Origin of the sequence: Actinoplanes xinjiangensis (genome assembly GCF_003148685.1) — a bacterium.
GTDB lineage: Bacteria > Actinomycetota > Actinomycetes > Mycobacteriales > Micromonosporaceae > Actinoplanes > Actinoplanes xinjiangensis.
In genome coordinates this window covers 117,805-143,340 of record NZ_QGGR01000002.1, presented here as the reverse complement: position 1 = coordinate 143,340, position 25,536 = coordinate 117,805, and the positions used below count along the sequence as shown (strand labels likewise).

Below are 25,536 nucleotides of genomic sequence, written 5' to 3'. Positions count from 1 at the left end.
CCGCGTCGGTGGGTGTGGCCGCACCCGGACGGGCGTCGGTGGGACGCGAGGCAGGCAAGTCCGGCGTCGCCGCGGCGGGTAAAGCAGGCGTGGGCACGGCGGGCGTGGGCACCGCAGGTGTGGGCACCGCGGGCGTAGGAACAGCGAGCGTGGGAACAGCGGGCGTAGGCACCGCAGGTGTGGGCACCGCGGCTGTCGGCTCGGCCGGGACGGCTACGGTCGGAGGCGCCGGCTCGGGCCGGGCCGGTGTGGGCGGCGGTCCCGGTGCGCCGGCCGGTGCCGGGGGCGTGAGCGGCCGTGTGGTGGCCGGCGCCAAGGCGAACGCTCCGGGCGTACCCGCTGAGGGTGAGGCGGACCGGGAGGGCTTGGAGGAGCCGGACAGTGGCCTGCGCGGGGCGAGTGCCGAGTTGCGGCACAAGCTGCGCACGCAGCGGCGTCTGCGCCTGGTCACGTTGATGTCGCTGGCGGCGCTCGTGCTGCTGGTGCTGCCGGCGTTCTTCGGGGTGCGGGCGGTGACCAGCGATCCGGTGCTGGCGTCCCTGGACTCGCTGAAGATTCCGGAGTGGGCGTCGAAGAACGACAAGGACTTCGAGACCGGCAACAGCCTGTGCCTGGGGGTTTGTGAGTTCCGGGAGCGGGTGTCCGAGTCGGATCAGCCGTTCGCGGAGACGACGAAGGTCTACACCAAGGCGCTCACCGACGCCGGCTGGTCGGAGCGCAAGGTCGAGGGCTGTCCGGAGACTCCGATCCGTGCCGAGGAGGGTACCTACACCTGCTGGCAGCGCGACGAACTGACTCTGGATCTGGCGGTGAGCCTGCCGGGCTGCGCGGTGGATCAGGTGTCGGCGGAGCTGAACCCGCAGGCGGGTGCGGAGGCCCCGGAACCGGTCGATCCGGCCTCGTGTGTGGGATCGACGGTCAGCATCAAGGTGTGGAACGCGATCGAGGACGAGCGGGGCAAGAAGGATCCCGCGCCGGGCCCGCAGGGCGTGCAGCCGGATGCGGTGCTGCCCACCGACGATTCCATCTTCCAGACAGATCCGACACCCGAGGCGTCGTGACGCGTGTGGTGGTCACGGACGGTAGGGTCTGGTGGTCGACCCGCCGAACCGTGACCACCCGAATAGGAGAAAGCGCCACATGGATGCCGGAGAAATCGCAGGTCTGATCGCGGCGGGCGCCTTCCTCATGCTCGTCCTCGTGCTGGCCGTGCCGATCCTCAAGCTGGGGCGCACGATCGACGCCACCACCAATGCGATCAACGACACCGTGGACCGGACGGGTCCGCTGCTGTCGAACGTGAACACCACGGTGGAGAACGTCAACGTCGCGCTCGGCCAGGTTCAGGTCTCTTTGGACGGCGTGAACGTGCAGCTCGCCAAGGTCGACACGATGACCGAGCACGCGCAGAACGTGTCCGCGAACGTCGCGAACCTGGTCACCGTCGTGTCCGCGGCCGCGGCGAACCCGCTGGTCAAGGTCGCGTCGTTCGGGTATGGGCTGCGCAAGGCCGCGGCCGCGCGCCGGTCCGCCGAGGATGAGCGCGAGGTTCGCGCCGCGATCAAGCAGCGCCGCAAGGCCGCCCGCTGAGCCTGTTCCGCTAGAGAGGTATCACTGTCGTCATGAAGCGCCTGCTGTGGCTCGGCGTCGGCTTGGCCGTCGGCGCCCTCGTCGTCCGCAAGCTGAACCAGAAGGCCAATGAGTTCACCCCGACGGGCATCGCCACGTCCCTGTCGGAATCCGCTGGCGGCCTCGTCGAGTCGCTGCGTAGCTTCGTGGAGGACGTCCGCGAAGGCATGGCCGAGCGGGAGCAGCAGATCCACGAGGCGTTCGCCGCGGGTGAGCTGTACGAGGACAAGTTCGCCGAGTTGCGTGACGACGCGCAGCCCGGTTCGCAGGAGGGAAATCGATGAAGACGGCAGAGGTCAAGCGGCGCTTCCTGGCGCATTTCGAGGCGAACGGGCACACGGTGGTCCCGAGTGCCCCGCTGCCTGCCATCGACGACCCGAACCTGCTGTTCATCAACGCCGGTATGGTGCAGTTCGTCCCGTTCTTCCTGGGGCAGCAGACGCCGTCGTACTCGCGTGCGGCGAGTGTGCAGAAGTGCATCCGGACCCCGGACATCGACGAGGTCGGCAAGACCAGCCGGCACGGGACGTTCTTCCAGATGAACGGCAACTTCTCGTTCGGCGACTACTTCAAGGCGGGCGCGATCCCGCTGGCGTGGGAGCTGTCCACGAAGCCGGTCGAGCAGGGCGGTTTCGGTCTGGACCCGGAGAAGATCTGGGCGACCGTCTATCTCGACGACGACGAGGCGATCGAGATCTGGAAGCAGACCGGCATGCCCGCCGAGCGGATCGTGCGCCGCGGCAAGAAGGACAACTTCTGGTCGATGGGCATCCCCGGACCGGCGGGCCCGTGTTCGGAGCTCTACTACGACCGTGGCCCGGCCTACGGCGCCGAGGGTGGCCCGGAGGTCGACGAGGACCGGTACCTGGAGTTCTGGAACCTGGTCTTCATGCAGCACGAGATCACCGACGTGAAGTCGAAGGAGGACTTCACGATCGTCGGTGACCTGCCGAAGCAGAACATCGACACCGGCATGGGCCTGGAGCGCATCGCGTCGATCCTCCAGGGTGTCGACAACCTGTACGAGATCGACGAGGTCCGGCCGATCCTGGCGAAGGCCGCGGAGATGACCGGTAAGGATTACGGCAAGCGCTCCGGCCACGCGGCGTCGGAGAGCCACCCGGACGACGTGCGCCTGCGGGTGATCGCGGACCACGTCCGTACCGCGCTGATGTTGATCGGTGACGGTGTCACCCCGACGAACGAGGGCCGCGGCTACGTGCTGCGCCGGATCATGCGCCGGGCGATCCGGGCGATCCGGCTGCTCGGCTGGCAGGAGCGGGCGTTGCCGATCCTGCTGCCGATCGCGCGTGACTGCATGTCCCCGTCGTACCCGGAGCTGGCGACCGACTTCGAGCGGATCTCCACGTACGCGTACGCGGAGGAGGACCAGTTCCTCTCCACGCTGCGCTCGGGCACCACGATCCTGGACCTGGCGATCACCGACACCAAGAAGGAGGGCGGTCGCCAGCTCTCCGGTGACAAGGCGTTCCAGCTGCACGACACGTACGGCTTCCCGATCGACCTGACCCTGGAGATCGCGCAGGAGCAGGGCCTTCAGGTCGACCAGGACGGTTTCCGCCGTCTGATGGCCGACCAGCGGAACCGGGCGAAGGCGGACGCGGCGGCGCGTAAGACCGGCCACGCGGACCTCTCCGCGTACCGTTCGGCGCTGGACGCGGGCGGCGCGGTCGAGTTCACCGGCTACCAGGAGATCACCCGGGAGTCGCGGGTCCGGGCGCTGATCGGCGAGAAGGGACGCATCGAGGTGGCCGGCGAGGGCGACTTCGTCGAGCTGGTGCTGGACACCACCCCGTTCTACGCGGAGGGCGGTGGCCAGCAGGCCGACACCGGTGTGATCAACGTCGGCGGCGGCCGGCTGGAGATCATCGATGTGCAGCAGCCGCTGCCGGGCCTGATCGTGCACAAGGCGCGGGTGGTCCGCGGTGAGGTGCGCGCCGGGGAGACCGGTCTCGCCGAGATCGATGTGAACCGTCGTAAGGCGATCTCCCGTTCGCACACCGCGACGCACCTGGTGCACCAGACGATGCGTAACTTCCTCGGCGAGTCGGCGACCCAGGCGGGTTCGCTGAACGCGCCGGGCCGGCTGCGGTTCGACTTCCACACTCCGGGGGCGGTCAACCCGTCGGTGCTGTTCGACGTCGAGCAGCAGATCAACGAGGTGCTGCTGCGCGACCTCGAGGTGAACGCGTTCGTCACCTCGCAGGAGGAGGCGCGGCGGCTCGGCGCGATGGCGCTCTTCGGCGAGAAGTACGGCGACGAGGTCCGCGTGGTCGAGGTCGGTGACTACGCCCGCGAGCTGTGCGGTGGCACCCACGTGGCGCGGTCCGGTCAGCTGGGCCTGGTGAAGATCCTCAACGAGTCGTCGATCGGCTCCGGGGTACGCCGCGTCGAGGCGCTCGTCGGCCTGGACGCGTTCAGCTTCCTGGCGAAGGAGCACCTGCTGGTGTCCCGCCTGGCCGATCTGTTCCGGGTGCCCGGCGACCAGGTCGCCGACCGGGTCGAGCAGACCGTGACGGCGCTGCGCGACGCGGAGAAGGAGCTGGAGAAGCTGCGGGCGCAGATGGTCCTCGGCGGGGCGGCCGCGCTGGCCGGCCAGGCGAAGGACGTGCGCGGTGTGGCGTACGTCGGCACTGAGGCGCCGGAGGGCGCGGCCGGCAACGACGTGCGGACGCTGGCGCAGGAGATCCGCGGCAAGGTCGACGCGGCGCGCCCGGCGGTGGTCGCGGTGACCGCCCGGTCCAACGGCAAGGCGTCGCTGATCGTCGCGATCAACGGCGCGGCGAAGGGCCTCGGCATCTCGGCGCAGGACCTGGTGCGGGCGGCGCTGTCCGGCCGTGGCGGCGGTAACGCCGACCTGGCGCAGGGTGGCGGCGTCCCGGCGGACCAGGCGCCGCGCCTGCTCGCGGCGATCGAGCAGGCGGTCGCCGACCGGAGCTGATTCCCATCTGATGAGAGCGCCCCGGAGACCCTCCGGGGCGCTCTTCTCGTCACGCACGGTGATTGCCTCTGTCGTTTGGGTACTCCGTTTCTTAGCGGTTCATTAGGCCTTGCCCCGGGCGGCGGCGCTGCGGCCAGCGAGGGGGCTAAGCTCTTGGTCGCGATCGGTGACGATCATCGAAGAGGTCGATCGCTGATCTTCGCGTCAGTGCGTAATCGGGGACGGGAGATGCGGGTTGCTGCTGAGCAGGGTGGGAGCGTGATCATGCGCTTCACTCGGGGCGTCCGCCTGGGTGTGGACGTGGGTCAGGTGCGTGTCGGTGTCGCCAAGTGCGATCCGGACGGGATCCTGGCCAGCCCGGTGGTCACCGTGTCACGGGACCGGGAGACCGGTGACGACGGCACTCCGAAGGACATGGTGGAGCTGGCCCGGCTGGTGGCCGAGCACGAGGCGACCGAAGTGGTCGTCGGGCTCCCGGTCGCGCTCAACGGGCGCGAGGGTGTGGCGGCCGGCCACGTCCGCGCGTACGCGGAACGGCTCGGTGCGGTGCTCGCGCCGGTGCCGGTGCTGATGACCGACGAGCGGATGTCCACGGTCGTGGCCACCCGGCGTCTGGCGGAGCGCGGTGTGAGGGGTAAGAAGCAGCGGGCGGTGGTGGACCAGGCGGCGGCTGTGGAGATCCTGCAGGGCTGGCTGGACGCGCAGCGGAGGCAGACTTAATTTGAGCAACGACGAGATGGAACTCAGGTTCGAGAGCAACCCGGATCCCGGGCGGTGGCGTCACCGCCGTAAGGAGGGGAAGGGCCGCTCCGTCGTCGCGTTCGTCATGATCCTGCTGCTGTTCGGCGTCCTCGGTGGCGGCGCGTGGTATGGCTACGACCGCTTCGCCGGCCGTTTCCTGGCGGCCGACTTCGACGGCCCCGGCACCGGTGAGGTGATCGTCGAGGTGAAGAAGAACGATTCCGCCTCCGCGATCGCCGAAACCCTCTACGACAAGGGTGTGGTCAAGAGTGCGCGGGCGTTCGTCAACGCGGCGAACGAGAACCCGGACAGCACCGACATCCAGGTCGGGCAGTACCGGCTCCGCAAGGAGATGAAGGCCGCCGACGCGGTGACCGCCCTGCTGGATCTGAAGAACAAGTACGTCGAGGGTGCCGTCACCATCCCCGAGGGGTGGACGAAGATGCAGGTCTTCGACGCGCTCGCGAAGGCCAGCGGCCTCAAGTACGAGGACTTCGAGAAGGCCGCGTCCGACATCTCCAAGCTGGGCGTCCCGGCGGCCTGGCTCAAGCGGACCGACGGCAAGAAGGTGGACAAGTCCAACATCGAGGGCTTCCTCTACCCGGCGACCTACGAGCTGCCGAAGAACGCCACGGCCGACCAGATCCTCAAGATGCTCGTCAAGAACTTCAACGCCGAGATGACGAAGCTGGACTTCGCCAACAAGGCCGCGAAACTTCAGATCTCGCCGTACGAGGCCCTGGTGGCCGCCTCGATCACCCAGGTGGAGGCGCTGCTCCCGGAGGACATGGGCCCGGTGGCCCGGGTGCTGTACAACCGGGCGTACTCCGGTGACTTCCCGTGCGGCTGCCTCCAGCTGGACAGCACGGTCAACTACTGGCTCCGGCTGAACGGCAAGGAGGGTAAGTCCTCCGAGAAGCTGACGATCGACGAGTTGCACGGTGCGGAGAACCCGTACCGGTACAACGCGCCCGGTATGTCGATCGGGCCGATCAGCAACCCGGGTGAAATCGCTCTGAAGGGTGCGATCGACGCGCCGAAGAGTCCGTACTTCTTCTTCGTGACGGTCGACGCTAAGGGCACCATGGCGTACGGCAAGACTTTCGACGAGCACAACGCCAACATCCAGGTGGCATGCAGGAACGGTATCCCGATCTGCTGACCCTCTGACGGGTGCTCTGGTCGGCCGGGGTTGCTCCGGTCGGCCACCACGCGTTAGGCAGGAACGCAGGGGTGGGCGCGAAGGCATCGATGTGGGTATGGTGCGCGTCAGTGCTGGTCGTGTTCTGACGGGAGTCGGCCGGACGGGCAGCGGAGGCAGACGGAGATGATCGACGAACTGGATGTGGCGTTCGAAGAGGACGCCGAGTCGGGTGGTTCCCGGCGTGGCAACCGGGCCGGGAAAGGGCGGGGCCGGTCGGCCGTCGCGCTGGTCATGACCCTGTTGTTGTTCGCGGTCCTGGGTGGTGGTGTCTACTTCGGTTACACGAAGGTCGCCAGCTTCTTCGTCGCCGCCGACTACGAGGGCTCCGGTTCCACTCCGGTCGAGGTCACGATCAGGAAGAACCAGTCGCTCACCGAGATCGGCAACGAGCTGGTCGAGGCCGACGTGGTGAAGAGTACGAAGGCGTTCATCCAGGCCGCCGAGGCCGAGCCGAAGAGTGAGAACATCCAGGCCGGCACCTACGTGCTGCGCCGCCAGATGGCCGCCAAGCAGGCCCTCGCACAGCTCCTCGACCCGAACACGCGGCTCAGCAAGGGTGTGACGATCCCCGAGGGCAAGACCGCGAAGCAGACGTACGAGCTGCTCTCCAAGGGCACCGGCATCCCGGTGAAGGACTTCGAGGAGGCGGCGAAGGACCCGGTGGCGCTCGGCGTGCCGGACTGGTGGTTCAACCGGAGTGACGGCAAGCAGTCGGCCAGGAGCGCCGAGGGCTTCCTCTTCCCCGACACCTACGAGTTCGACCCGAAGGTGACCGCCGAGCAGGCGCTGCGCACCATGGTGGAGCACTTCCTCACCGTCACCGGTGACATGGGCTTCGCCGACGACGTACAGAAGAACCGCAAGGTGTCGCCGTACGAGGGGCTGATCGTGGCGTCGCTGGCCCAGGCCGAGGCCGGTATCACCGCGGACCTGCCGAAGGTGGCCCGGGTCGCCTACAACCGGGCGTACGTCAAGGACATGCCCCTGCAGTTCGACGTCACCACGAACTATTGGCTCCAGCTCAACGGCAAGGACCCCAAGCACTCGGGTGAACTCCTCACCAAGGAGATGGAGGACCCGAAGAACCCGTACAACACGGAGATCGTGAAGGGTCTGCCGCTCGGGCCGATCAACAGCCCCGGCAAGGCGGCGCTGATCGGGTCCATGAAGCCGACGACCGGGCCGTGGCTGTTCTTCGTGGCGGTCGACAAGAGTGGCCGCTCCGCGTTCGCGGTGACCGACGCCGAGCACCAGAAGAACGTGCAGAAGGCCTGCGCCAACGGCATCGACCTCTGCGGTAAATGAGCGGGTTCCCCGGCCCCGTAAAGTGGGCCGGGTGCAGAGCCAAGACGAGACCCCGTCCAGCGGCCGGAAGGCCGCCGTGTGCGGTAAGCCGATCGCACACTCGCTCTCCCCGGTGATCCACAATGCCGGGTTCGCCGCCGCCGGGCTGGCCGGCTGGACGTATGAGGCGATCGAATGCGCCGAGTCCGAGCTGCCGGATCTGATCGCCGGCCTGGGCCCGGAGTGGGCCGGGCTGTCGCTGACCATGCCGCTCAAGGAGGCCGCGCTGCGGCTGGCCACGTCGGCGTCGCCGGTCGCCATCGCGGCCGGCGTGGCGAACACCCTGGTCCGGCAGCCGGACGGTTCCTGGCACGCCGACAACACCGACGTCCCCGGCATGGTGCACGTGCTGCGCGAGGCCGGGCTCGGCCTGAGCCGCGGCCGGCACGCGGTCAAGGAGGCGCCGCCGCGGATCACCGTGCTCGGTGGTGGCGGCACCGCCCGTGCCGCTCTCGCCGCCGCGGCGGAGCTGGGCGCTCAGGCGGTCACCGTGGTCACCCGGCGTCCCGGGGCGCGCGAGGAGCTGGAGCCGGTGGCCGTGGCTCTCGGGCTCACCCTCGACGGCGTCGCCTGGGCCGACGCGGAGGGCGCCTTCGACGCCGACGCGGTCCTGTCCACCGTCCCCAAGGGCGCCACCGACGAGCTGGCCGAGCGGGTCACCTGGCGACCCGGCAGTGTGTATTTCGACGCCCTCTACCACCCGTGGCCGACGCCGCTGGCCGCCTCCGCGGTGCGGCACGACGTTCCCGTGGTCTCCGGGCTGGACCTGCTGCTGGCACAGGCGCTCAGCCAGTTCGAGCAGTTCACCGGGGTGGCGGAGGCTCCGCAGGAGGCGATGCGGACGGCTCTCGGCGAGGCCGTCGCGACCCGCGGGTGAGAGCGGACCGGGTGTCCGCAGGACGGGATGCGGACGGCCTCGTGCCGCCGCGTGCGGGCGCCGTGCCAGACTGTTGCCGTGTTGCGCTGGCTGACTGCAGGTGAATCGCACGGACCGGCGCTCGTCGCGCTGCTGGAGGGTGTTCCCGCCGGTATCGAGGTGACGAGCGCGGACATCACCCGTGATCTGGTGCGTCGCCGCCTGGGCTACGGCCGGGGCGCCCGGATGAAGTTCGAGCAGGACGAGCTCGAGATCATCGGCGGTGTCCGGCACGGGGTGACCCAGGGCTCGCCGGTGGCGATCCGGATCGGTAACACCGAGTGGCCCAAGTGGGAGACCGTCATGGCGGCCGACCCGGTCGACCCGGAGGTGCTGGCGTCGCAGTCGCGCAACGCGGCGCTGACCCGGCCGCGTCCCGGTCACGCCGACCTGGCCGGCATGCAGAAGTATGGGCACACCGACGCCCGCCCGATCCTGGAGCGCGCCAGCGCCCGGGAGACCGCGGCCCGTGTCGCCGTCGGTGTGGTCGCCAAGCAGCTGATCAAGCAGGCCCTCGGTATCGACATCGTCTCGCACGTCATCGAGCTGGGCTCGGTCGCCGCGAAGCCGGGGGTGATCCCGACCCCCGACGACTTCGATCGCATCGACGAGGACCCGTTGCGCTGCCTCGACCCGGAGGCCAGCGCCCGCATGGTGGCCGAGGTCGACGCCGCCAAGCAGGACGCGGACACGCTCGGCGGCATCGTCGAGGTGCTGGCCTACAACGTGCCGCCGGGTCTCGGCTCGCACGTGCAGTGGGACCGCAAGCTCGACGCCCGCCTGGCCACCGCGCTGATGTCGATCCAGTCGGTCAAGGGTGTCGAGATCGGTGACGGTTTCACCCAGGCCCGGTCCCGCGGTTCGGTCGCCCACGACGAGATCGTGCCGACACCCGAGGGCGTGAAACGGGTGACCGACCGGGCCGGCGGCCTGGAAGGTGGCATCACCAACGGTGAGCCGCTGCGGGTGCGTGCCGCGCTCAAGCCGATCTCCTCGCTGAACCGGGCGCTCCAGACCGTCGACATCCTCACCGGCGAGCCGGCCACCGCGATCAACCAGCGGTCCGACGTCTGTGCGGTCCCGGCCGGCGCGGTCGTCGCCGAGGCGATGGTCGCCCTGGTGCTGGCCGAGGCGGCGACGGAGAAGTTCGGCGGTGACTCGGTCGCCGAGATCCGGCGCAACCTCAAGTCGTACCTCGACAACCTGATCATCCACTGATGGCGCCGGTCGCCGTCTTCGTCGGCGTGATGGGCGCCGGCAAGACCACCGTCGGCCAGGCGGTCGCCGCGGCGCTCGGGGTGCCCTTCGGCGACACCGACGCGATCATCGAGGAGCGGGCCGGCAAGCCGATCCCGGAGATCTTCGTCGACGACGGGGAGGCCGCGTTCCGCGCCCTCGAACGCGAGGTCGTGGCGTCCTCGCTGGAGTCGTTCGGCGGCATCCTCGCCCTGGGCGGCGGCGCGATCCTCGACGAGGGTACGCGGAAGAGCCTCGCCGACCACACGGTCGTCTTCCTGTCCGTGGAGCTGACCGACGCGATCAAGCGGGTCGGTCTGGGCGCGGGCCGTCCGTTGCTGGCGATGAACCCGCGCGCCACCCTGAAATACCTGCTCGAGCAGCGCCGCCCGCTCTATCTCGAGGTGGCCACCCACACCGTGGTCACCGACGGCCGCGAGGAGCCGGACATCACCGCCGAGGTGATCGCCCTGCTCCGCGGCACCGGCACCGGCACCGGCAGCTAGCGAGAGCGGCCGGCGGCTAGTGAGGGCGGCCGGCGGCCGGCGAGGGCGGCCGGCAGCTAGGCGGCGCTCGTCTTGCTCGTCTCCAGGGCGGCCAGCTCGGAGACGGTCGCGAACCGGAAACCGCGCGCCTTCAGGCCGGCGAACATGGCGCCGAGGCCGCGCAGCGACACCAGCCGGTGCGGCTTGCCGACATCGTGGGCCAGCACGATCGAACCCGGGCGGACGTTGTCGACGATGTCGCGTACCTGCCCGTCCGGGTCCTCCTCGAAGTGCAGCTCGCGCATCAGGTGCGACCAGAGCACGATGTCGTAGCCCATGCAGTCGGCGGCCAGCACGGTGGAGCCGCCGAGATGCCCGTACGGCGGGCGCATCAGCGTCGGGGTCCGCCCGAAGACCTTCTGGATCATCTCGTGCGTGCGGGACAGCTCGCTCTGCACACCGGCCTTGTCCAGGGTGGCGAGGTCGTCGTGCGACCACGAGTGGTTGCCGATCTCGTGCCGGGCCATCCGGTCGCGGACCAGCCCGGCGTTGGCCTCCAGGTTGCGCCCGACCATGAAGAACGTGGCCGGGATCGCGGCGGCGTCGAGGGCGTCGAGCACCATCGGCGTCCAGTCCGGGGCCGGCCCGTCGTCGAACGTGAAGGCCACCACCGGCTCCGTGGTCTCCACGTAGTAGCGCACCGACAGTCCGGGGTTCTGCAGGTCCGCCGGTGCGTCCGCGGCCGCCGCGTACCCACCGCTGAGCGGCGGCCGGTCCCATCCGAACAGGCGGGGCAGAGCGACCGCCCCGGCGGCGCCGGCGGCCACCCCACCGGTCGCCAGGAGCGCACGCCGCATGACCGTACGTCGATCGATACCCATTTTCAGTTCCCCCCGTTGCGGTCAGCGACAATATCGGACGACCGCAACGGGATCGTCAGGGGATTCTCGGGAGGTGCTGTTCCAGCCGCTCGATCCGCTGGAGGAGCGGCGCCAGTTCGGCACGGAGGGCGTTCAGCAGGGCCGGGGGTGCGGTCTGGTCGGCGGTGGTGGCCCGGAGGTGGGCGTAACCGGCGATGGCGGCGGCCACCGTGCGGCGGGCGGCCTTGCCGTCGACGGCGCGGGAGCGGAGCAGTTCCCCGGCCGCACCGTCCGGCTCGGCGGCCAGGCCGACCAGCAGGTGCTCGCAGCCCACGTAGTTGTGGCCGAACCCGATCGCCTCCCCGACGCTGAGTTCCAGGGCGACCGCGGCGGCGGCGCTGAACCGCAGCGCGCCGGGGACGGCCGGGGGCTCGGGGGTGTCCGGTGCGGTCAGCGAGCCGGGGGCGACGTCCATCGCGTGGAGGATCTGCAGGCCCAGGTTCTGTCCCTCGGCGAGCAGACCGTGCAGCAGGTGGCCGGTGGTGACCGAGCCGGCGCCGGTCTCGCGGGCCCGCACCGCGGCCAGGTTGAGGACGCTGACCAGGCGGGCGGTGAAGCTGGGCAGGCGCTCGGCGAGCCAGGCCGGGTCGATGTCGGTCAGGACGGCCTGGCGGATCGTGGTGATGCGGCGGACCGCGTGCTCCAGGGCCCGTTGGCAGATCGGCGAGACGGGCAGGCCGGTCTCGCGGACCGCTTCGGCCAGGTCGTCGGGAAGGTACACGTTGATTTTCGGCATGACTCATGTGTAACCCTCTTGGGGTCATCTGTATATAACCCCATGGAGGCCCGCGGGCGTACGCATAGGGTGTAGCCCGTGGTGACGCGGATTCCGGTGACGGGTGACCGTCCATATGACGTGGTCGTGGGCCGAGGGCTGGCGGACGAGCTACCGGCGATGATCGAGGGCGCGACCCGGGTGGCGGTGCTGCACCCGCCGACGCTCCGCGAGCGCGCCGAGGCCGTCGCCGGGGCGGCCGGTGCCACGACCGTGGTGCCGATCGAGGTGCCCGACGCCGAGCGGGGCAAGTCGATCGAGGTCGCCGCCCGGTGCTGGGACCAGCTCGGGGCCGCGGGCTTCACCCGTACCGATGTGGTGGTGGGTGTCGGGGGTGGCGCGACCACCGACCTCGCCGGTTATGTCGCGGCGGCCTGGCTCCGCGGGGTCCGCTGGGTGCCGGTGGCCACCTCGGTGGCCGGCATGGTCGACGCCGCCGTCGGTGGCAAGACCGCGGTCAACATCGCCGCCGGTAAGAACCTGGTGGGCGCCTTCCACCCGCCCGCCGGGGTGCTGTGCGACCTGGACGCGCTGGACACGCTGCCCGCCGAGGACGTCGCGGCCGGCCTCGCCGAGGTGGTCAAGGGCGGCTTCATCGCCGACCCGCGGATCCTCGAGTTGATCGAGGCGGATCCGGCGGCGGCTCTCGACCCGCGCAGCGACGTGCTGCGTGAGCTGATCGAGCGCAAGATCCGGGTGAAGGCGGACGTGGTCGGGGTGGACCTCAAGGAGTCCGGGCTGCGCGAGATCCTCAACTACGGGCACACGCTGGGTCACGCGATCGAGCGACGGGAGAAGTACTCCTGGAAGCACGGGAACGCCATCGCGGTGGGCCTGATCTTCGCGGCCGAGCTGGGCCGGCTCACCGGGCGGCTGGACGAGGCGACCGCCGCGCGGCACCGGGTGGTCCTGGAGTCGCTGGGGCTGCCCACGGCGTACCCGGCGGAGGCCTGGGACGACCTGCTGCCGGCCATGCGCGTCGACAAGAAGGCGCGCGCGGCCACCCTGCGGTTCGTGGTCCTGGACGGGCTGGCGAAACCGGGCATCCTGGCCGGCCCGGACGAGGAGCTGCTGCGTGCGGCGTACGCGGCGGTGGCCCGATGATCTATGTGCTGAACGGGCCGAACCTGGGCCGGCTGGGCCTGCGTGAGCCCGGCGTCTACGGGTCCTCGACGTATCAGGACCTGGTCGAGATGTGCCAGACCGTCGCCGACGACCTGGGCCTGACCGTCGAAGTGAAGCAGACGAACGCCGAGTACGAGATGCTGGAGTGGCTCTACCAGGCCGCCGACGAGGGCGCCGACGTGGTGCTCAACCCGGGCGCCTGGACCCACTACAACTACGCCGTGCGGGACGCCTGCGCGATGCTGCGCGGCAAGCTGGTCGAGGTGCACATCTCCAACGTCCACGCCCGGGAGGAGTTCCGGCACCACTCGGTCATCTCACCGGTCGCCACCGGGGTGATCGCCGGACTGGGTTTCGACGGATATCGCCTGGCCCTGGAGCACATCGCCCGCTAGGCCCGATTCGCTCCGGCCAGCTTCACGCCGGTAGAGTGGTTCGGTCACCGATTCGCGTCAAGATCAAGGCAGGACATGGCTTCCACCAACGACCTGAAGAACGGCCTGGTTCTCAACCTCGACAAGGAGCTGTGGTCCGTCGTTGAGTTCCAGCACGTCAAGCCAGGTAAGGGCCCGGCCTTCGTGCGGACCACGCTGAAGCACGTGCTGTCCGGCAAGGTCGTCGACAAGACCTTCAACGCGGGCACCAAGGTTGAAACCGCGACCGTGGACAAGCGCACGATGCAGTATCTGTACCAGGACGGTGAGGACTACGTCTTCATGGACCTGGACACCTACGACCAGATCCACGTCCCCGGCGCCACGGTCGGTGACAACGCCAACTACCTGCTGGCCGAGGCTGAGGCCACGGTCGCGCTGCACGAGGGTGTGCCGCTCTACATCGAGCTGCCGACCAGCGTGTTCCTCGAGGTCACCTACACCGAGCCGGGCCTTCAGGGCGACCGCTCGACCGGTGGCACCAAGCCGGCGACAGTCGAGACCGGCGCAACGGTTCAGGTTCCGCTCTTCATCACCACCGGTGAGAAGATCAAGGTCGACACCCGCGACGGCCGCTACCTCGGCCGCAGCTGATGGCTGAAGGTCCCAAGAAGGAACGGCTCGCGCGTCGCAAGGCCCGCAAGCGAGCGCTGGACGTCCTCTTCGAGGCAGACCTGCGTGACCTCCCGCCGGGTCAGGTGCTCCTGACGTACCTGGACCGGATCGCGAGGCCACACCCCGAGCATCTCGAGTATTCGAAGACGCTCATCGAGGGTGTGGCCAAGCACCTCGACCGGATCGACGAGCTGATCGCCAGCTACGCCGAGGGCTGGACGATCGACCGGATGCCCGCGGTCGACCGTAACCTTGCCCGGATCGCGGTCTACGAGCTGCTCTACGAGGCGGACGTGGACGACCCGGTGGCCATCACCGAGGCGGTCGAACTGGCCAGGGAGATGTCGACCGACGACAGTCCCCGTTTCCTCAACGGGCTGCTCGACCGGATCGCGGCCTTCGCCACGCGCTGAGCGCTGTCAGGGCGGGCCCGGACCTTCGTGGTCCGGGCCCGCCCTGTTTCCGCCTCACAGCCCGTGTCAGCCCGTTGTGAGAAGGTGCTGCGTCCGGGCCCGGGAATCCCGAACCGGCGACGCAGAGCGACGAGGCCCGTTTCACGGAGCGCGGTCACGCATCGGGGACGCCCCCGGCGGGCGCGTCGCCGGGGGGCTCACGCGCGGCGAGGGGTGCAAAGGCGAAAGCCCGCGTCGGGGGGACGCGGGCTTTACGGGGGGCGCTACAGGGTGTTGCTGATTTCGTTAAGCCGGCCGAGGTTCAGCCGGGTGCAGCCGGGTTCAGCTGGCGAAGAACGCACGCGGGTCGGCCACCAGGACACCCTGCTCGGTCAGGCGCTCGATGAGGCCGGACGGCGAGATGTCGTAGACGATGGCGAGCGCACGCAGGTCGTCGGCCCGGATGGACAGCACCCGGCCGTTGTAGTCGCCACGCTGCTGCTGGATCGCACGGGCGTACCGCGCCACATAGGCGAGGTCCTCACCAGTGGTGTCGTACAGTTTCTCGAGGTCCAGGACGATCTTGTTGGTGGCCTCGAGGCGGATGCCACTGCCGTCGGGCAGCAGCTCGGAGACGGGCACACGGTAGAAGTCGGCCAGTTCGGCCAGACGTGACACGGTGACGGCGCGGTCGCCACGCTCGTAGGAGCCGACCACGACGGCTTTCCAGCGGCCGTTGGACTTCTCTTCGACACCCTGCAGGGACAGGCCCTGCTGCTGACGGATGGAGCGCAGGCGGGCGCCCAGCGACTTCGCGTACTCAGACGGCATACGGACACTCCCGGTACTGTGCTGGCCCGGAGGGTTCTTTCCTCACGGATCGCTACGCTGCGTGACGGTACGGAGTTTGCGACCGCCGGTCAAGTGTTGGTTACCGATGAGTCGTGCGGGGCGCACCAAAGTTACCGGCTGTATCCCTAGTCGGCGTGATTTGTCCGCTCTGCTCCCGTCAGGCACGTCACCATGGCCAACGGCGCGTCCACTGGTAACGTAGCGTCAGCCATCGGGACTTTCACCACCGGAGACCCGACCGACGTCCTTTAACGACCCGTCCCGTGAGGCGGGGAAGGAGGTCCGCCGTGGCACAACCACGCGCAGACGCACCTAGCAAGATCATTCTGGCGGAGTCCGACCTGCACCGGGTCGTCGACCGGATCGCCCATCAGATTCTCGAGAAGACCTCCGGCGCCACCGGGACCGTGCTCCTCGGCATCCCGACCCGGGGCGTCCCGCTCGCCCACCGCCTCGCCGCCCGGATTCACGCCTTCGAGGGCGTCGAGGTCCCGGTCGGCTCGCTCGACATCACGCTCTACCGCGACGATCTGCGCCTCAAGGCCACCCGCGCGCTCGGCCGTACCGAGTTGCCGCCCGGTGGCATCGACGGGCTGCGGGTCATCCTCGTCGACGACGTGCTCTTCTCCGGCCGGTCGGTGCGTGCCGCCCTGGACGCCCTCAACGACGTCGGCCGGCCCAGCTCGGTGCAGCTCGCGGTCCTGGTCGACCGCGGTCACCGGCAGTTGCCGATCCGCGCCGACTACGTGGGCAAGAACATCCCGACCGCGCTCAGCGAGAGTGTCAAGGTGACCCTCACCGAGACCGACGGCGCCGACGAGGTCAAGCTGCTCGGAGGCCTCTCGTGATCAAGCACCTGCGCTCCGCCGCCGACCTGGACGCCGCCACCGCCACGCTGATCCTGGACACCGCGGCCGAGATGGCCGCGCTCTCCGGCCGCGAGGTGAAGAAACTGCCCGCGCTGCGCGGCCGCACCGTGGTCAACCTCTTCTACGAGGACTCGACCCGCACCCGGATCTCCTTCGAGGCGGCCGCCAAGCGGCTCTCCGCCGACGTCATCAACTTCTCCGCCAAGGGCTCCAGCGTGTCGAAGGGCGAGAGCCTCAAGGACACCGCGCTGACCCTCCAGGCGATGGGCGCCGACGCCGTGGTGATCCGGCACTGGGCCAGCGGCGCGCCGCACCGGCTGGCGAACTGGGTGGACGGCTCGGTGGTCAACGCCGGCGACGGCACCCACGAGCACCCGACCCAGGCGCTGCTCGACGCGTACACGATGCGGTCCCGTCTCGGCCGTCTCGACGGCCTGCGGGTCGCGATCGTCGGCGACGTGCTGCACAGCCGGGTGGCCCGGTCCAACGTCCTGCTGCTGACCACCCTCGGCGCGCAGGTGACCGTGGTCGGCCCGCCCACGCTGATCCCGCTCGACGTGGCCGCCGCGCTGTCCGAGAAGACCCAGGTCTCCTTCGACCTGGACGCGGTGCTGCCGGACAGCGACGTGGTGATGATGCTGCGCGTGCAGACCGAGCGGATGCAGGACTCCTACTTCCCGTCGGCGCGGGAGTACAGCCGCCGCTACGGGCTCGATGTGTCCCGGCTGGCGAAGATGCCGGAGCACGCGATCGTCATGCACCCCGGCCCGATGAACCGCGGGATGGAGATCGCGCCCGAGGTGGCCGACTCACCCCGCTCCACGATCGTCGAACAGGTCGCCAACGGCGTCAGCGTCCGGATGGCCGTCCTCTACCTGCTTTTGGGAGGCAAGTGATGGCGTACCTGATCAAGGGCGTCTCGATCCTCGGCGCCGCGCCGACCGATCTGTTCATCAAGGACGGTGTGATCGCCGCTCCGTTCGAGGGCGCCGAGGTCGTCGACGCCGGGGGACTCGTCGCGCTGCCCGGCCTGGTGGACGTGCACACCCACCTGCGCGAGCCCGGCCGTGAGGACGCCGAGACGGTCGAGACCGGCTCCCGTGCCGCGGCCCTGGGCGGCTACACCGCGGTCTGCGCGATGGCGAACACCTCGCCGGTCGCCGACACCGCCGGCGTGGTCGAGCAGGTCTGGCGGCTCGGCCGGGAGGCCGGGCTGGTCGACGTGCAACCGATCGGCGCGGTCACGGTCGGCCTGGCCGGCAAGCAGATGGCCGAGCTCGGCGCGATGGCCTCCTCCGCCGCGAACGTGCGGATCTTCTCCGACGACGGCTTCTGCGTCGCCGACCCGAAGCTGATGCGCCGGGCCCTGGAGTACGTGAAGGCGTTCGACGGCGTGATCGCCCAGCACGCCGAGGAGCCCCGCCTCACCGAGGGCGCGCAGATGCACGAGGGCGAGGTCAGCACCCGGCTCGGTCTCACCGGCTGGCCGGCGGTCGCCGAGGAGGCGATCATCGCCCGGGACGTGCTGCTGGCCGAGCACGTCGGTAGCCGCCTGCACGTCTGCCACGTCTCCACGGCCGGCTCGGTCGAGGTGCTGCGCCAGGCCAAGGCCCGCGGCGTCCGGGTGACCGCCGAGGTCACCCCGCACCACCTGCTGCTCACCGACGAGCTCGCGGCCGGTTACGACCCGGTCTTCAAGGTCAACCCCCCGTTGCGTACGCGCAAGGACGTCGAGGCCCTGCGCCAGGCACTGCTGGACGGGGTGATCGACGTGGTGGCCACCGACCACGCCCCGCACGCCGTGCAGGACAAGGAGTGCGAGTGGGCGCACGCGCGGCCCGGCATGCTCGGCCTGGAGACCGCGCTGCCGATCGTGCTGAGCATCTACGGCCCGCAGTGGGAGCTGATCGCCGACCGGATGTCCCGGGCCCCGGCCCGCATCGCCGGTCTGGCCGGGCACGGCGGTGACCTGACCGTCGGCTCCCCGGCGAACCTGACGCTGGTGGACCCGTCCGCGCGCCGGGTCGTCGACCCGTCGGAGCTGGCGAGCCGCAGTCGCAACACACCGTACGCGGGCATGACCCTGCCCGGTCGCATCGTGGCGACCTTCCTGCGGGGCGAGGCTACGGTTCTGGACGGGAAGGCAGTCAAGTGACGTCGAAGGCAATCCTCGTTCTCGAGGACGGGCGGACATTCCACGGCACGGCGTACGGCGCCGTGGGCGAGACGTTCGGTGAGGCGGTGTTCACCACCGGCATGACCGGATATCAGGAGGTCCTGACCGACCCCTCGTTCCACCGGCAGGTCGTGGTGCAGACCGCGCCGCAGATCGGCAACACCGGCGTCAACGACGAGGACGACGAGTCCGACCGCATCTGGGTGGCCGGTTACGTGGTCCGTGACCCGGCCCGCCGCCCGTCCAACTGGCGCTCCACCGGGGACCTCGGCGACCGGCTCAAGGCCGAGGGCATCGTCGGCATCAGCGGCGTCGACACCCGCGCTCTCACCCGCCACCTGCGGGAACGCGGCGCGATGCGGGTCGGCATCTCGTCCGTCGACCTCGACGTGCGGGCGTTGCAGCAGCGGGTCCTGGCGCAGCCGCAGATGCTCGGCGCCGACCTGTCCGCCCAGGTCTCCACCCCGCAGCGGTACACCGTCGCGGCGGCGGGCGAGCACCGCTACACGGTCGCCGCGCTGGACCTGGGCATCAAGCGCAACGTCTCGCGCCGGCTGGCCGAGCGGGGCGTGACCACGCACGTCTTCCCGGCCTCCTCGTCGATCGAGGACCTGCTGGCGGTCGGCCCGGACGCGGTGTTCTTCTCGCCCGGCCCCGGCGACCCGGCGACCGCCGACGGCCCGGTCGCGCTGGCACAGGAGGTCATGCGCCGGCAGGTGCCGCTGTTCGGCATCTGCTTCGGCAGCCAGATCCTCGGCCGGGCGCTCGGCTTCGGCACCTACAAGCTGGGGTACGGCCACCGCGGCATCAACCAGCCGGTGCTCGACAAGACCACCGGCAAGGTCGAGGTGACCAGCCACAACCACGGTTTCGCCGTGGACGCCCCGATCGGGCAGCGCATCGACACCGACTTCGGTGGTGTCGAGGTCTCGCACGTCTGCCTGAACGACGACGTGGTCGAGGGCCTGCGGGGCCTGGAGGTCCCGGCTTTCACCGTCCAGTACCACCCCGAGGCCGCTGCCGGCCCGCACGACGCGGACTACCTGTTCGACCGCTTCGTCGACCTTGTGGAAAAGAAGGGCTGAGCACGTGCCGAAGCGTGAAGATCTCAAGCACGTCATGGTGATCGGGTCCGGCCCGATCGTCATCGGCCAGGCCTGCGAGTTCGACTACTCCGGCACCCAGGCGTGCCAGGTGCTGCGTTCCGAGGGCATCCGCGTCTCGCTGGTCAACTCCAACCCGGCCACGATCATGACCGACCCGGAGTTCGCCGACGCCACCTACGTCGAGCCGATCACCCCCGAGTTCGTCGAGCTGGTCATCGCCAGGGAACGCCCGGACGCGATCCTGCCGACCCTGGGCGGGCAGACCGCGCTGAACACGGCGATCGCCCTGCACGAGAGCGGCGTCCTGGAGAAGTACGGCGTCGAGCTGATCGGCGCGAACGTCGACGCCATCCGTAAGGGCGAGGACCGCCAGCTGTTCAAGGACATCGTGGCCCAGGCCGGCGGCGAGACGCCGCGGTCCCGGGTCTGCCATTCCATGGACGAGGTACGGGACACCGTCGCCGAGATCGGCCTGCCGGTCGTCATCCGGCCGTCGTTCACGATGGGCGGCCTGGGTTCGGGAATGGCCCACACTGCTGACGACCTGGAGCGGATCGCCGGCGCCGGCCTGGCCGCCTCCCCGGTGCACGAGGTGCTCATCGAGGAGAGCGTGCTCGGCTGGAAGGAGTACGAGCTCGAGCTGATGCGCGACAAGCACGACAACGTCGTGGTCGTCTGCTCGATCGAGAACATCGACCCGATGGGCGTGCACACCGGCGACAGCGTCACCGTGGCCCCGGCCATGACGCTAACCGACCGGGAGTACCAGAAGCTCCGTGACCTGGGCATCGCCGTGCTCCGTGAGGTCGGCGTGGACACCGGCGGCTGCAACATCCAGTTCGCGATCAACCCGGACGACGGCCGGATGATCGTGATCGAGATGAACCCGCGGGTCTCCCGCTCCTCGGCGCTGGCGTCGAAGGCCACCGGCTTCCCGATCGCCAAGATCGCCGCGAAGCTGGCCATCGGCTACACCCTCGACGAGATCCCGAACGACATCACGCTCAAGACGCCGGCCGCGTTCGAGCCGGCGCTCGACTACGTGGTCGTGAAGATCCCGCGGTTCGCGTTCGAGAAGTTCCCGGGCGCGGACAAGGAGCTCACCACCACGATGAAGTCGGTCGGCGAGGCGATGAGCCTGGGCCGCAACTTCGCCGAGGCGCTCAACAAGGCCATGCGCTCGATGGAGACCAAGGCCGCCGGCTTCTGGACCGCGCCGACGTTCGAGAACGTGGACGAGGCCCTGGAGGCCCTGAAGATCCCGCACGACGGCCGGCTCTACACGGTCGAGGCGGCGCTGCGGCTCGGCGCCACCGTCGAGCAGGTGCACGCGGCGTCCGGCCGGATCGACCCGTGGTTCCTCGACGAGATCCAGGCCCTGGTCGAGCTGCGTGCCGAGATCCTGGCCGCCCCGTTCCTCGACGAGGAGCTGCTGCGCCGCGCCAAGCGGTCCGGGCTCTCCGACAAGCAGCTGGCGATGCTCCGCCCGGAACTGGCCGGTGAGGACGGCGTCCGCTCGCTGCGGCACCGGCTCGGCATCCGCCCGGTCTACAAGACCGTCGACACGTGCGCGGCCGAGTTCGAGGCGAACACGCCGTACCACTACTCGACGTACGACGACGAGACCGAGGTCGTACCGAGCGACCGGCCCAAGGTGATCATCCTGGGCTCCGGGCCGAACCGGATCGGGCAGGGCATCGAGTTCGACTACTCGTGCGTGCACGCCGTACAAGCGCTGCGGGGTGTCGATTTCGAGACCGTGATGGTCAACTGCAACCCGGAGACGGTCTCCACCGACTACGACACCGCCGACCGGCTCTACTTCGAGCCGCTCACCTTCGAGGACGTCCTCGAGGTCTTCCACGCCGAGGACGGCTCCGGCAAGGCGGCCGGCGGGCCCGGCGTGGTCGGCGTGATCGTCCAGCTCGGCGGTCAGACCCCGCTCGGCCTGGCGAACCGGCTCAAGGCGGCCGGCATCCCGATCGTCGGCACCACACCGGAGTCGATCGACCTGGCCGAGGACCGGGGCCTGTTCGGCGTGCTGCTGGCCGAGAACGGGCTGCGCTCGCCCGACCACGGCACCGCGACCAGCTTCAGCGAGGCCAAGGCGATCGCCGACACGATCGGCTACCCGGTCCTGGTCCGCCCGTCCTACGTGCTGGGCGGCCGGGGCATGGAGATCGTCTACGACGAGCCGACCCTGAAGGGCTACATCGAGCGGGCCACCGAGATCTCACCGGACCACCCGGTGCTCGTCGACCGGTTCCTCGACGACGCCGTCGAGATCGACGTGGACGCGCTCTGCGACGCCACCGGCGAGGTCTACCTCGGTGGCGTGATGGAGCACATCGAGGAGGCCGGCATCCACTCCGGCGACTCGGCCTGCTCGCTGCCGCCGATCACGCTGGCCGCCTCGCACATCGCCGAGGTCCGCCGCTACACCGAGGCGCTGGCCCGGGGCATCGGCGTGCGCGGTCTGATGAACGTGCAGTACGCGCTCAAGGACGAGTCCCTCTACGTGCTGGAGGCGAACCCGCGGGCCTCGCGGACCGTGCCGTTCGTCTCCAAGGCGACCGCGGTGCCGCTGGCCAAGGCGGCCGCCCGGATCATGCTCGGCGCCACCATCGCCGATCTGCGGGCCGAGGGCATGCTGCTGCCCACCGGCGACGGCGGGCACGTGCCGGCCAACGCGCCGATCGCCATCAAGGAGGCGGTGCTCCCGTTCAAGCGGTTCCGCACGCTGGCCGGCAAGAACGTGGACAGCCTGCTCAGCCCGGAGATGAAGTCGACCGGCGAGGTGATGGGCATCGACGCCGGCTTCGGCCAGGCGTTCGCCAAGTCGCAGGCCGCCGCCTACGGCTCGCTGCCGACCAGCGGCAAGGTCTTCGTCTCGGTCGCCAACCGGGACAAGCGGTCGATGATCTTCCCGGTCAAGCGGCTCGCCGACCTGGGCTTCACCATCGTCACCACCGCCGGGACCGGCGAGGTGCTGCGCCGGTACGGCATCGACTGCGAGATCGTCCCGAAGCACTACGAGAAGCCGGGCGAGCGCAACGCGGTCGAGCTGATCCTGGCCGGCGAGATCGCGCTGATCATCAACACGCCGCAGGGCTCCGGCGCCAGCGCCCGCCTCGACGGGTACGAGATCCGCAGCGCCGCCGTCACCGCGGACGTACCGAGCATCACCACGGTGCCGGGCGCGGCGGCCGCGGTGATGGGCATCGAGGCCCTCCGTGCCGGTGACATGACGGTCCGGCCGCTCCAGGAGCTGCACAAGCTGCTGCGGGGTTCGGAATGATCGACGGCACCGAACGCAACGTGCCCGAGCCGGCCGGGAACGCCGCGGGTGAGGGCCAGGAGAGCATGACCGGGAGGCTCTGGTGAGTCTGTTCACCAAGGTCGCCCGGCCGGCCCTGTTCCGGCTGGGCGGCGGGGACGCCGAGCACGCCCACGAGTGGACGCTGGACCGGCTCGCGCGGCTGCCCGCCCCGGCGCTGGCCGCGATGCGCCGCTGGTACGGCTTCTCCAACCCGGTCGAGGTCTTCGGCGTCCGCTTCCCGAACCGGGTCGGCCTGGCCGCCGGCGTCGACAAGAACGGGGTCGCGCTGCCCGCGTGGCCGGCACTCGGCTTCGGCTTCGTCGAGGTCGGCACGGTCACCGCGAAGCCACAGCCCGGCAACGACAAGCCGCGCCTGTTCCGGGCCAGGGCCAGCGAGGGCATCGTCAACCGGATGGGCTTCAACAACGCCGGTGCGGCGGCCCTGGCCGATCGCCTGGCCGAGCTGGGCCCGCTCGACGTGCCGCTGGGCATCTCGCTCGGCAAGTCGAAGGTGACCCCGCTGGAGGACGCGGTCGAGGACTACCTGACCTCGTACCGGCTGCTGCATCCGTACGCCGACTACATCGCGGTCAACGTGTCCTCGCCGAACACCCCGGGCCTGCGCACCCTGCAGGACCGGGACTCGATCGCGGCGCTGCTCAAGGCGCTGGCCGGCCCGGTGCCGGTGCTCGTCAAGATCGCACCGGACCTGACCGCCCCGGCCATCGCCGAGCTGCTCGAGGTCTGCCTGGAGCACGGCGCGGCCGGGATCATCGCCACCAACACGACACTGTCCCGGGACGGTCTCGCCGCGGCGGACCGGCATCTGGCGAACGAGGCCGGCGGGCTCTCCGGGGCACCGCTGACCGCGAGGTCCCGCGAGGTGGTCCGGTTCGTGCACACCGAGAGCGGCGGCAGGCTGCCGATCATCGGAGTCGGCGGGATCATGTCGGCCGACGACGCGTCCCGGATGCTCGACGCCGGTGCCGCCCTGGTGCAGCTCTACTCCGGGTTCATCTACCGGGGCCCGGACCTGGTTCTGGAGGTCGCCCGGGGCGCCCGCCCGGCGCGGGCGGCAGCGGCGCGATGAGCCCCGCCGGGCGCGACCTGTTTGCGCTCGGCCCGTCGTCCGGTCCCACGGGGCCGGACGACGGCGCGGCGGCGCTGCTGGCGCTCGACCGGGCGCACGTCTGGCACCCGTACGGGCCGATGCCCGGCCGCAGCGAGCCCTACCTGGTGGAGAGCGCCGAGGGGGTACGGCTGCGCCTGTCCGACGGCCGTGAACTGGTCGACGGGATGTCGTCCTGGTGGGCGGCGATCCACGGGTACCGTCACCCGGCTCTGGACGCGGCACTGGCCGAGCAGGCCGGCCGGATGAGCCATGTGATGTTCGGCGGGCTCACCCACGAGCCGGCGATCCGGCTGGCCACCGAGCTGGCCGGGATCACCCCGGAGGGGCTGGAGCACGTCTTCCTCTGCGACTCCGGCTCGGTCGGCGTCGAGGTGGCGATCAAGATGGCGCTCCAGGCGCAGCGGGCACGGGGGCGGCCGGGACGCAGCCGCCTCGCGACCTGGCGTGGCGGATATCACGGTGACACGTTTCATCCGATGAGCGTCTGCGACCCCGTCGGCGGCATGCACTCGCTCTGGACCGGGGTGCTGCCGGTCCAGGTCTTCGTGGAGGCGCCGCCCGCCGGGTGGGACGAAGGCTACGCCGCCCGGCTGACCGACACGATCGAGCGTCACGCCGACGAGATCGCCGCGGTGATCGTCGAACCGGTCGTCCAGGGGGCCGGGGGGATGCGGTTCCATCATCCGGCCTACCTGCGGGTGCTCCGCGAGGTGACGGCCGCGCACGGCATCTTCCTGATCTTCGACGAGATCGCGACCGGGTTCGGCCGGACCGGGCGGTTCTTCGGGGCCGATCACGCCGGGGTGAGCCCGGACATCATGTGCCTCGGCAAGGCGCTGACCGGGGGATACCTGACCCTGGCGGCGACCCTGTGCACACGTGAGGTGGCCGAGGCGATCTCGGCGGGGGAGGGTGGCGGGCTGGCGCACGGCCCGACCTTCATGGGTAACCCGCTCGCCTGTTCCGTCGCCCTCGCCTCTCTCAGCCTCTTGCGGGCGGGCGGATGGGCGACGGCCGTACCCGATATCGAATCCGGGCTGAAACGCGGTCTAAAGCCGCTTCGCGGGGCGCACGGGGTCGCTGACGTGCGGGTCCTCGGCGCCATCGGCGTCGTTCAGATGGACCGGCCGGTGGACATGGCCAAGGCGACCGCGGCGGCGGTGGCCGAGGGCGTCTGGCTGCGGCCGTTCCGGGACCTGATCTACACCATGCCGCCGTACGTCACCGGTGACGCCGACGTGGCCCGCATTACCGCCGGAATCGCCGCCGCGGTGGCGGCAACCTGACACGGGAGAGTGAGAAGT

Annotated in this window: 24 protein-coding genes; 21 read left to right on the top strand and 3 right to left on the bottom strand. The window is 70.1% G+C overall.

The annotated features are described in order from the left end of the window. The first annotated feature begins 287 nt into the window (after window positions 1-287). The 10 genes from BC793_RS04170 to BC793_RS04125 all read left to right on the top strand — a co-directional run bounded on the left by BC793_RS04170 (window position 288) and on the right by BC793_RS04125 (window position 10,538). Window positions 288-1,061 carry a hypothetical protein gene (locus BC793_RS04170; RefSeq protein WP_146246184.1) on the top strand — a complete coding sequence of 258 codons (774 nt, stop codon included), beginning with the start codon at window positions 288-290 and terminating at the stop codon, window positions 1,059-1,061. Between the two features lie 79 nt (window positions 1,062-1,140). Further along, on the top strand, window positions 1,141-1,590 hold the full coding sequence (locus BC793_RS04165; protein ID WP_109589353.1) for a DUF948 domain-containing protein: 450 nt from the start codon (window positions 1,141-1,143) through the stop codon (window positions 1,588-1,590). Between the two features lie 32 nt (window positions 1,591-1,622). Then, window positions 1,623-1,913 carry a hypothetical protein gene (locus BC793_RS04160; protein WP_093613856.1) on the top strand — a complete coding sequence of 97 codons (291 nt, stop codon included), beginning with the start codon at window positions 1,623-1,625 and terminating at the stop codon, window positions 1,911-1,913. Next, the gene (gene alaS, locus BC793_RS04155) at window positions 1,910-4,591 is read left to right on the top strand and encodes an alanine--tRNA ligase (protein ID WP_109589351.1); all 2,682 of its coding nucleotides are present in this window, start codon (window positions 1,910-1,912) and stop codon (window positions 4,589-4,591) included. The genes BC793_RS04160 and alaS overlap by 4 nt, the downstream gene beginning before the upstream one ends. A gap of 264 nt (window positions 4,592-4,855) precedes the next feature. Next, on the top strand, window positions 4,856-5,311 hold the full coding sequence (gene ruvX / locus BC793_RS04150) for a Holliday junction resolvase RuvX (protein ID WP_373871231.1): 456 nt from the start codon (window positions 4,856-4,858) through the stop codon (window positions 5,309-5,311). A gap of 1 nt (window position 5,312) precedes the next feature. Then, window positions 5,313-6,494, top strand: coding sequence for an endolytic transglycosylase MltG (gene mltG, locus BC793_RS04145; RefSeq protein ID WP_109589349.1), 1,182 nt, complete (start codon window positions 5,313-5,315; stop codon window positions 6,492-6,494). 165 nt (window positions 6,495-6,659) lie between these two features. After that, complete coding sequence (mltG, locus tag BC793_RS04140; RefSeq protein WP_109589347.1) at window positions 6,660-7,841, top strand: endolytic transglycosylase MltG; 1,182 nt, start codon at window positions 6,660-6,662, stop codon at window positions 7,839-7,841. Between the two features lie 31 nt (window positions 7,842-7,872). Next, the gene (locus BC793_RS04135; protein ID WP_109590306.1) at window positions 7,873-8,757 is read left to right on the top strand and encodes a shikimate dehydrogenase; all 885 of its coding nucleotides are present in this window, start codon (window positions 7,873-7,875) and stop codon (window positions 8,755-8,757) included. A 78-nt stretch (window positions 8,758-8,835) separates the two neighbouring features. Next, window positions 8,836-10,014: a chorismate synthase gene (gene aroC, locus BC793_RS04130; RefSeq protein WP_109589345.1), complete on the top strand. Its 1,179-nt coding sequence runs from the start codon at window positions 8,836-8,838 to the stop codon at window positions 10,012-10,014. Next, window positions 10,014-10,538 (top strand): shikimate kinase, encoded by a 525-nt coding sequence (locus tag BC793_RS04125; RefSeq protein ID WP_109589343.1) that lies wholly within the window; start codon window positions 10,014-10,016, stop codon window positions 10,536-10,538. Before aroC ends, BC793_RS04125 begins: the two co-directional genes overlap by 1 nt. Before the next feature lie 56 nt (window positions 10,539-10,594). Here BC793_RS04125 and BC793_RS04120 read toward each other — a convergent pair whose 3' ends face one another. Together BC793_RS04120 and BC793_RS04115 are read right to left on the bottom strand one after the other, a co-directional pair. Further along, window positions 10,595-11,374: a polysaccharide deacetylase family protein gene (locus BC793_RS04120; protein WP_249037374.1), complete on the bottom strand. Its 780-nt coding sequence runs from the start codon at window positions 11,372-11,374 to the stop codon at window positions 10,595-10,597. A gap of 79 nt (window positions 11,375-11,453) precedes the next feature. Beyond that, on the bottom strand, window positions 11,454-12,173 hold the full coding sequence (locus tag BC793_RS04115) for a Clp protease N-terminal domain-containing protein (protein WP_109589339.1): 720 nt from the start codon (window positions 12,171-12,173) through the stop codon (window positions 11,454-11,456). Window positions 12,174-12,251: 78 nt separating this feature from the next. Between BC793_RS04115 and aroB the strand changes: the two genes are divergently transcribed. From aroB to nusB, 4 genes are all read left to right on the top strand, one after another. Beyond that, window positions 12,252-13,316, top strand: a complete 1,065-nt coding sequence (gene aroB / locus BC793_RS04110; RefSeq protein WP_109589337.1) for a 3-dehydroquinate synthase — start codon at window positions 12,252-12,254, stop codon at window positions 13,314-13,316. Continuing rightward, complete coding sequence (gene aroQ / locus BC793_RS04105) at window positions 13,313-13,732, top strand: type II 3-dehydroquinate dehydratase (protein WP_109589335.1); 420 nt, start codon at window positions 13,313-13,315, stop codon at window positions 13,730-13,732. Before aroB ends, aroQ begins: the two co-directional genes overlap by 4 nt. Window positions 13,733-13,807: 75 nt before the next feature. Beyond that, a complete protein-coding gene (gene efp / locus BC793_RS04100; RefSeq protein ID WP_109589333.1) occupies window positions 13,808-14,365 on the top strand; it encodes an elongation factor P in 558 nt (185 codons plus the stop codon). After that, complete coding sequence (nusB, locus tag BC793_RS04095; protein ID WP_109589331.1) at window positions 14,365-14,799, top strand: transcription antitermination factor NusB; 435 nt, start codon at window positions 14,365-14,367, stop codon at window positions 14,797-14,799. Before efp ends, nusB begins: the two co-directional genes overlap by 1 nt. A gap of 321 nt (window positions 14,800-15,120) precedes the next feature. On the opposite strand, the gene bldD is transcribed toward nusB, so the two are convergent. Further along, the gene (bldD, locus tag BC793_RS04090; protein ID WP_014446326.1) at window positions 15,121-15,609 is read right to left on the bottom strand and encodes a transcriptional regulator BldD; all 489 of its coding nucleotides are present in this window, start codon (window positions 15,607-15,609) and stop codon (window positions 15,121-15,123) included. Between the two features lie 284 nt (window positions 15,610-15,893). Between bldD and pyrR the strand changes: the two genes are divergently transcribed. The 7 genes from pyrR to BC793_RS04055 all read left to right on the top strand — a co-directional run bounded on the left by pyrR (window position 15,894) and on the right by BC793_RS04055 (window position 25,518). Then, entirely contained in the window at window positions 15,894-16,478 is a 585-nt protein-coding gene (pyrR, locus tag BC793_RS04085) for a bifunctional pyr operon transcriptional regulator/uracil phosphoribosyltransferase PyrR (protein ID WP_373871146.1), read from the top strand. Beyond that, entirely contained in the window at window positions 16,475-17,395 is a 921-nt protein-coding gene (locus tag BC793_RS04080) for an aspartate carbamoyltransferase catalytic subunit (protein ID WP_109589329.1), read from the top strand. Before pyrR ends, BC793_RS04080 begins: the two co-directional genes overlap by 4 nt. Further along, the gene (locus BC793_RS04075; RefSeq protein WP_109589327.1) at window positions 17,392-18,654 is read left to right on the top strand and encodes a dihydroorotase; all 1,263 of its coding nucleotides are present in this window, start codon (window positions 17,392-17,394) and stop codon (window positions 18,652-18,654) included. The genes BC793_RS04080 and BC793_RS04075 overlap by 4 nt, the downstream gene beginning before the upstream one ends. Further along, window positions 18,651-19,760, top strand: coding sequence for a glutamine-hydrolyzing carbamoyl-phosphate synthase small subunit (carA, locus tag BC793_RS04070; protein WP_109589325.1), 1,110 nt, complete (start codon window positions 18,651-18,653; stop codon window positions 19,758-19,760). Before BC793_RS04075 ends, carA begins: the two co-directional genes overlap by 4 nt. Before the next feature lie 4 nt (window positions 19,761-19,764). Next, window positions 19,765-23,079: a carbamoyl-phosphate synthase large subunit gene (gene carB / locus BC793_RS04065; RefSeq protein ID WP_109589323.1), complete on the top strand. Its 3,315-nt coding sequence runs from the start codon at window positions 19,765-19,767 to the stop codon at window positions 23,077-23,079. Window positions 23,080-23,161: 82 nt separating this feature from the next. Further along, window positions 23,162-24,190: a quinone-dependent dihydroorotate dehydrogenase gene (locus BC793_RS04060; protein WP_109589321.1), complete on the top strand. Its 1,029-nt coding sequence runs from the start codon at window positions 23,162-23,164 to the stop codon at window positions 24,188-24,190. Then, entirely contained in the window at window positions 24,187-25,518 is a 1,332-nt protein-coding gene (locus BC793_RS04055; protein ID WP_109589319.1) for an adenosylmethionine--8-amino-7-oxononanoate transaminase, read from the top strand. Before BC793_RS04060 ends, BC793_RS04055 begins: the two co-directional genes overlap by 4 nt. The last annotated feature ends 18 nt before the right edge of the window (window positions 25,519-25,536 follow it).

Excerpts from the sequence above, each read along its gene's own strand:
- BC793_RS04165 (WP_109589353.1), top strand. The coding sequence starts at position 1,141 with ATGGATGCCGGAGAAATCGCAGGTCTGATCGCGGCGGGCGCCTTCCTC.
- BC793_RS04160 (WP_093613856.1), top strand. The coding sequence starts at position 1,623 with ATGAAGCGCCTGCTGTGGCTCGGCGTCGGCTTGGCCGTCGGCGCCCTC.
- alaS (WP_109589351.1), top strand. The coding sequence starts at position 1,910 with ATGAAGACGGCAGAGGTCAAGCGGCGCTTCCTGGCGCATTTCGAGGCG.
- ruvX (WP_373871231.1), top strand. The coding sequence starts at position 4,856 with ATGCGCTTCACTCGGGGCGTCCGCCTGGGTGTGGACGTGGGTCAGGTG.
- mltG (WP_109589347.1), top strand. The coding sequence starts at position 6,660 with ATGATCGACGAACTGGATGTGGCGTTCGAAGAGGACGCCGAGTCGGGT.
- BC793_RS04125 (WP_109589343.1), top strand. The coding sequence starts at position 10,014 with ATGGCGCCGGTCGCCGTCTTCGTCGGCGTGATGGGCGCCGGCAAGACC.
- BC793_RS04120 (WP_249037374.1), bottom strand. The coding sequence starts at position 11,374 with ATGCGGCGTGCGCTCCTGGCGACCGGTGGGGTGGCCGCCGGCGCCGCC.
- BC793_RS04115 (WP_109589339.1), bottom strand. The coding sequence starts at position 12,173 with ATGCCGAAAATCAACGTGTACCTTCCCGACGACCTGGCCGAAGCGGTC.
- aroQ (WP_109589335.1), top strand. The coding sequence starts at position 13,313 with ATGATCTATGTGCTGAACGGGCCGAACCTGGGCCGGCTGGGCCTGCGT.
- efp (WP_109589333.1), top strand. The coding sequence starts at position 13,808 with ATGGCTTCCACCAACGACCTGAAGAACGGCCTGGTTCTCAACCTCGAC.
- nusB (WP_109589331.1), top strand. The coding sequence starts at position 14,365 with ATGGCTGAAGGTCCCAAGAAGGAACGGCTCGCGCGTCGCAAGGCCCGC.
- bldD (WP_014446326.1), bottom strand. The coding sequence starts at position 15,609 with ATGCCGTCTGAGTACGCGAAGTCGCTGGGCGCCCGCCTGCGCTCCATC.
- BC793_RS04055 (WP_109589319.1), top strand. The coding sequence starts at position 24,187 with ATGAGCCCCGCCGGGCGCGACCTGTTTGCGCTCGGCCCGTCGTCCGGT.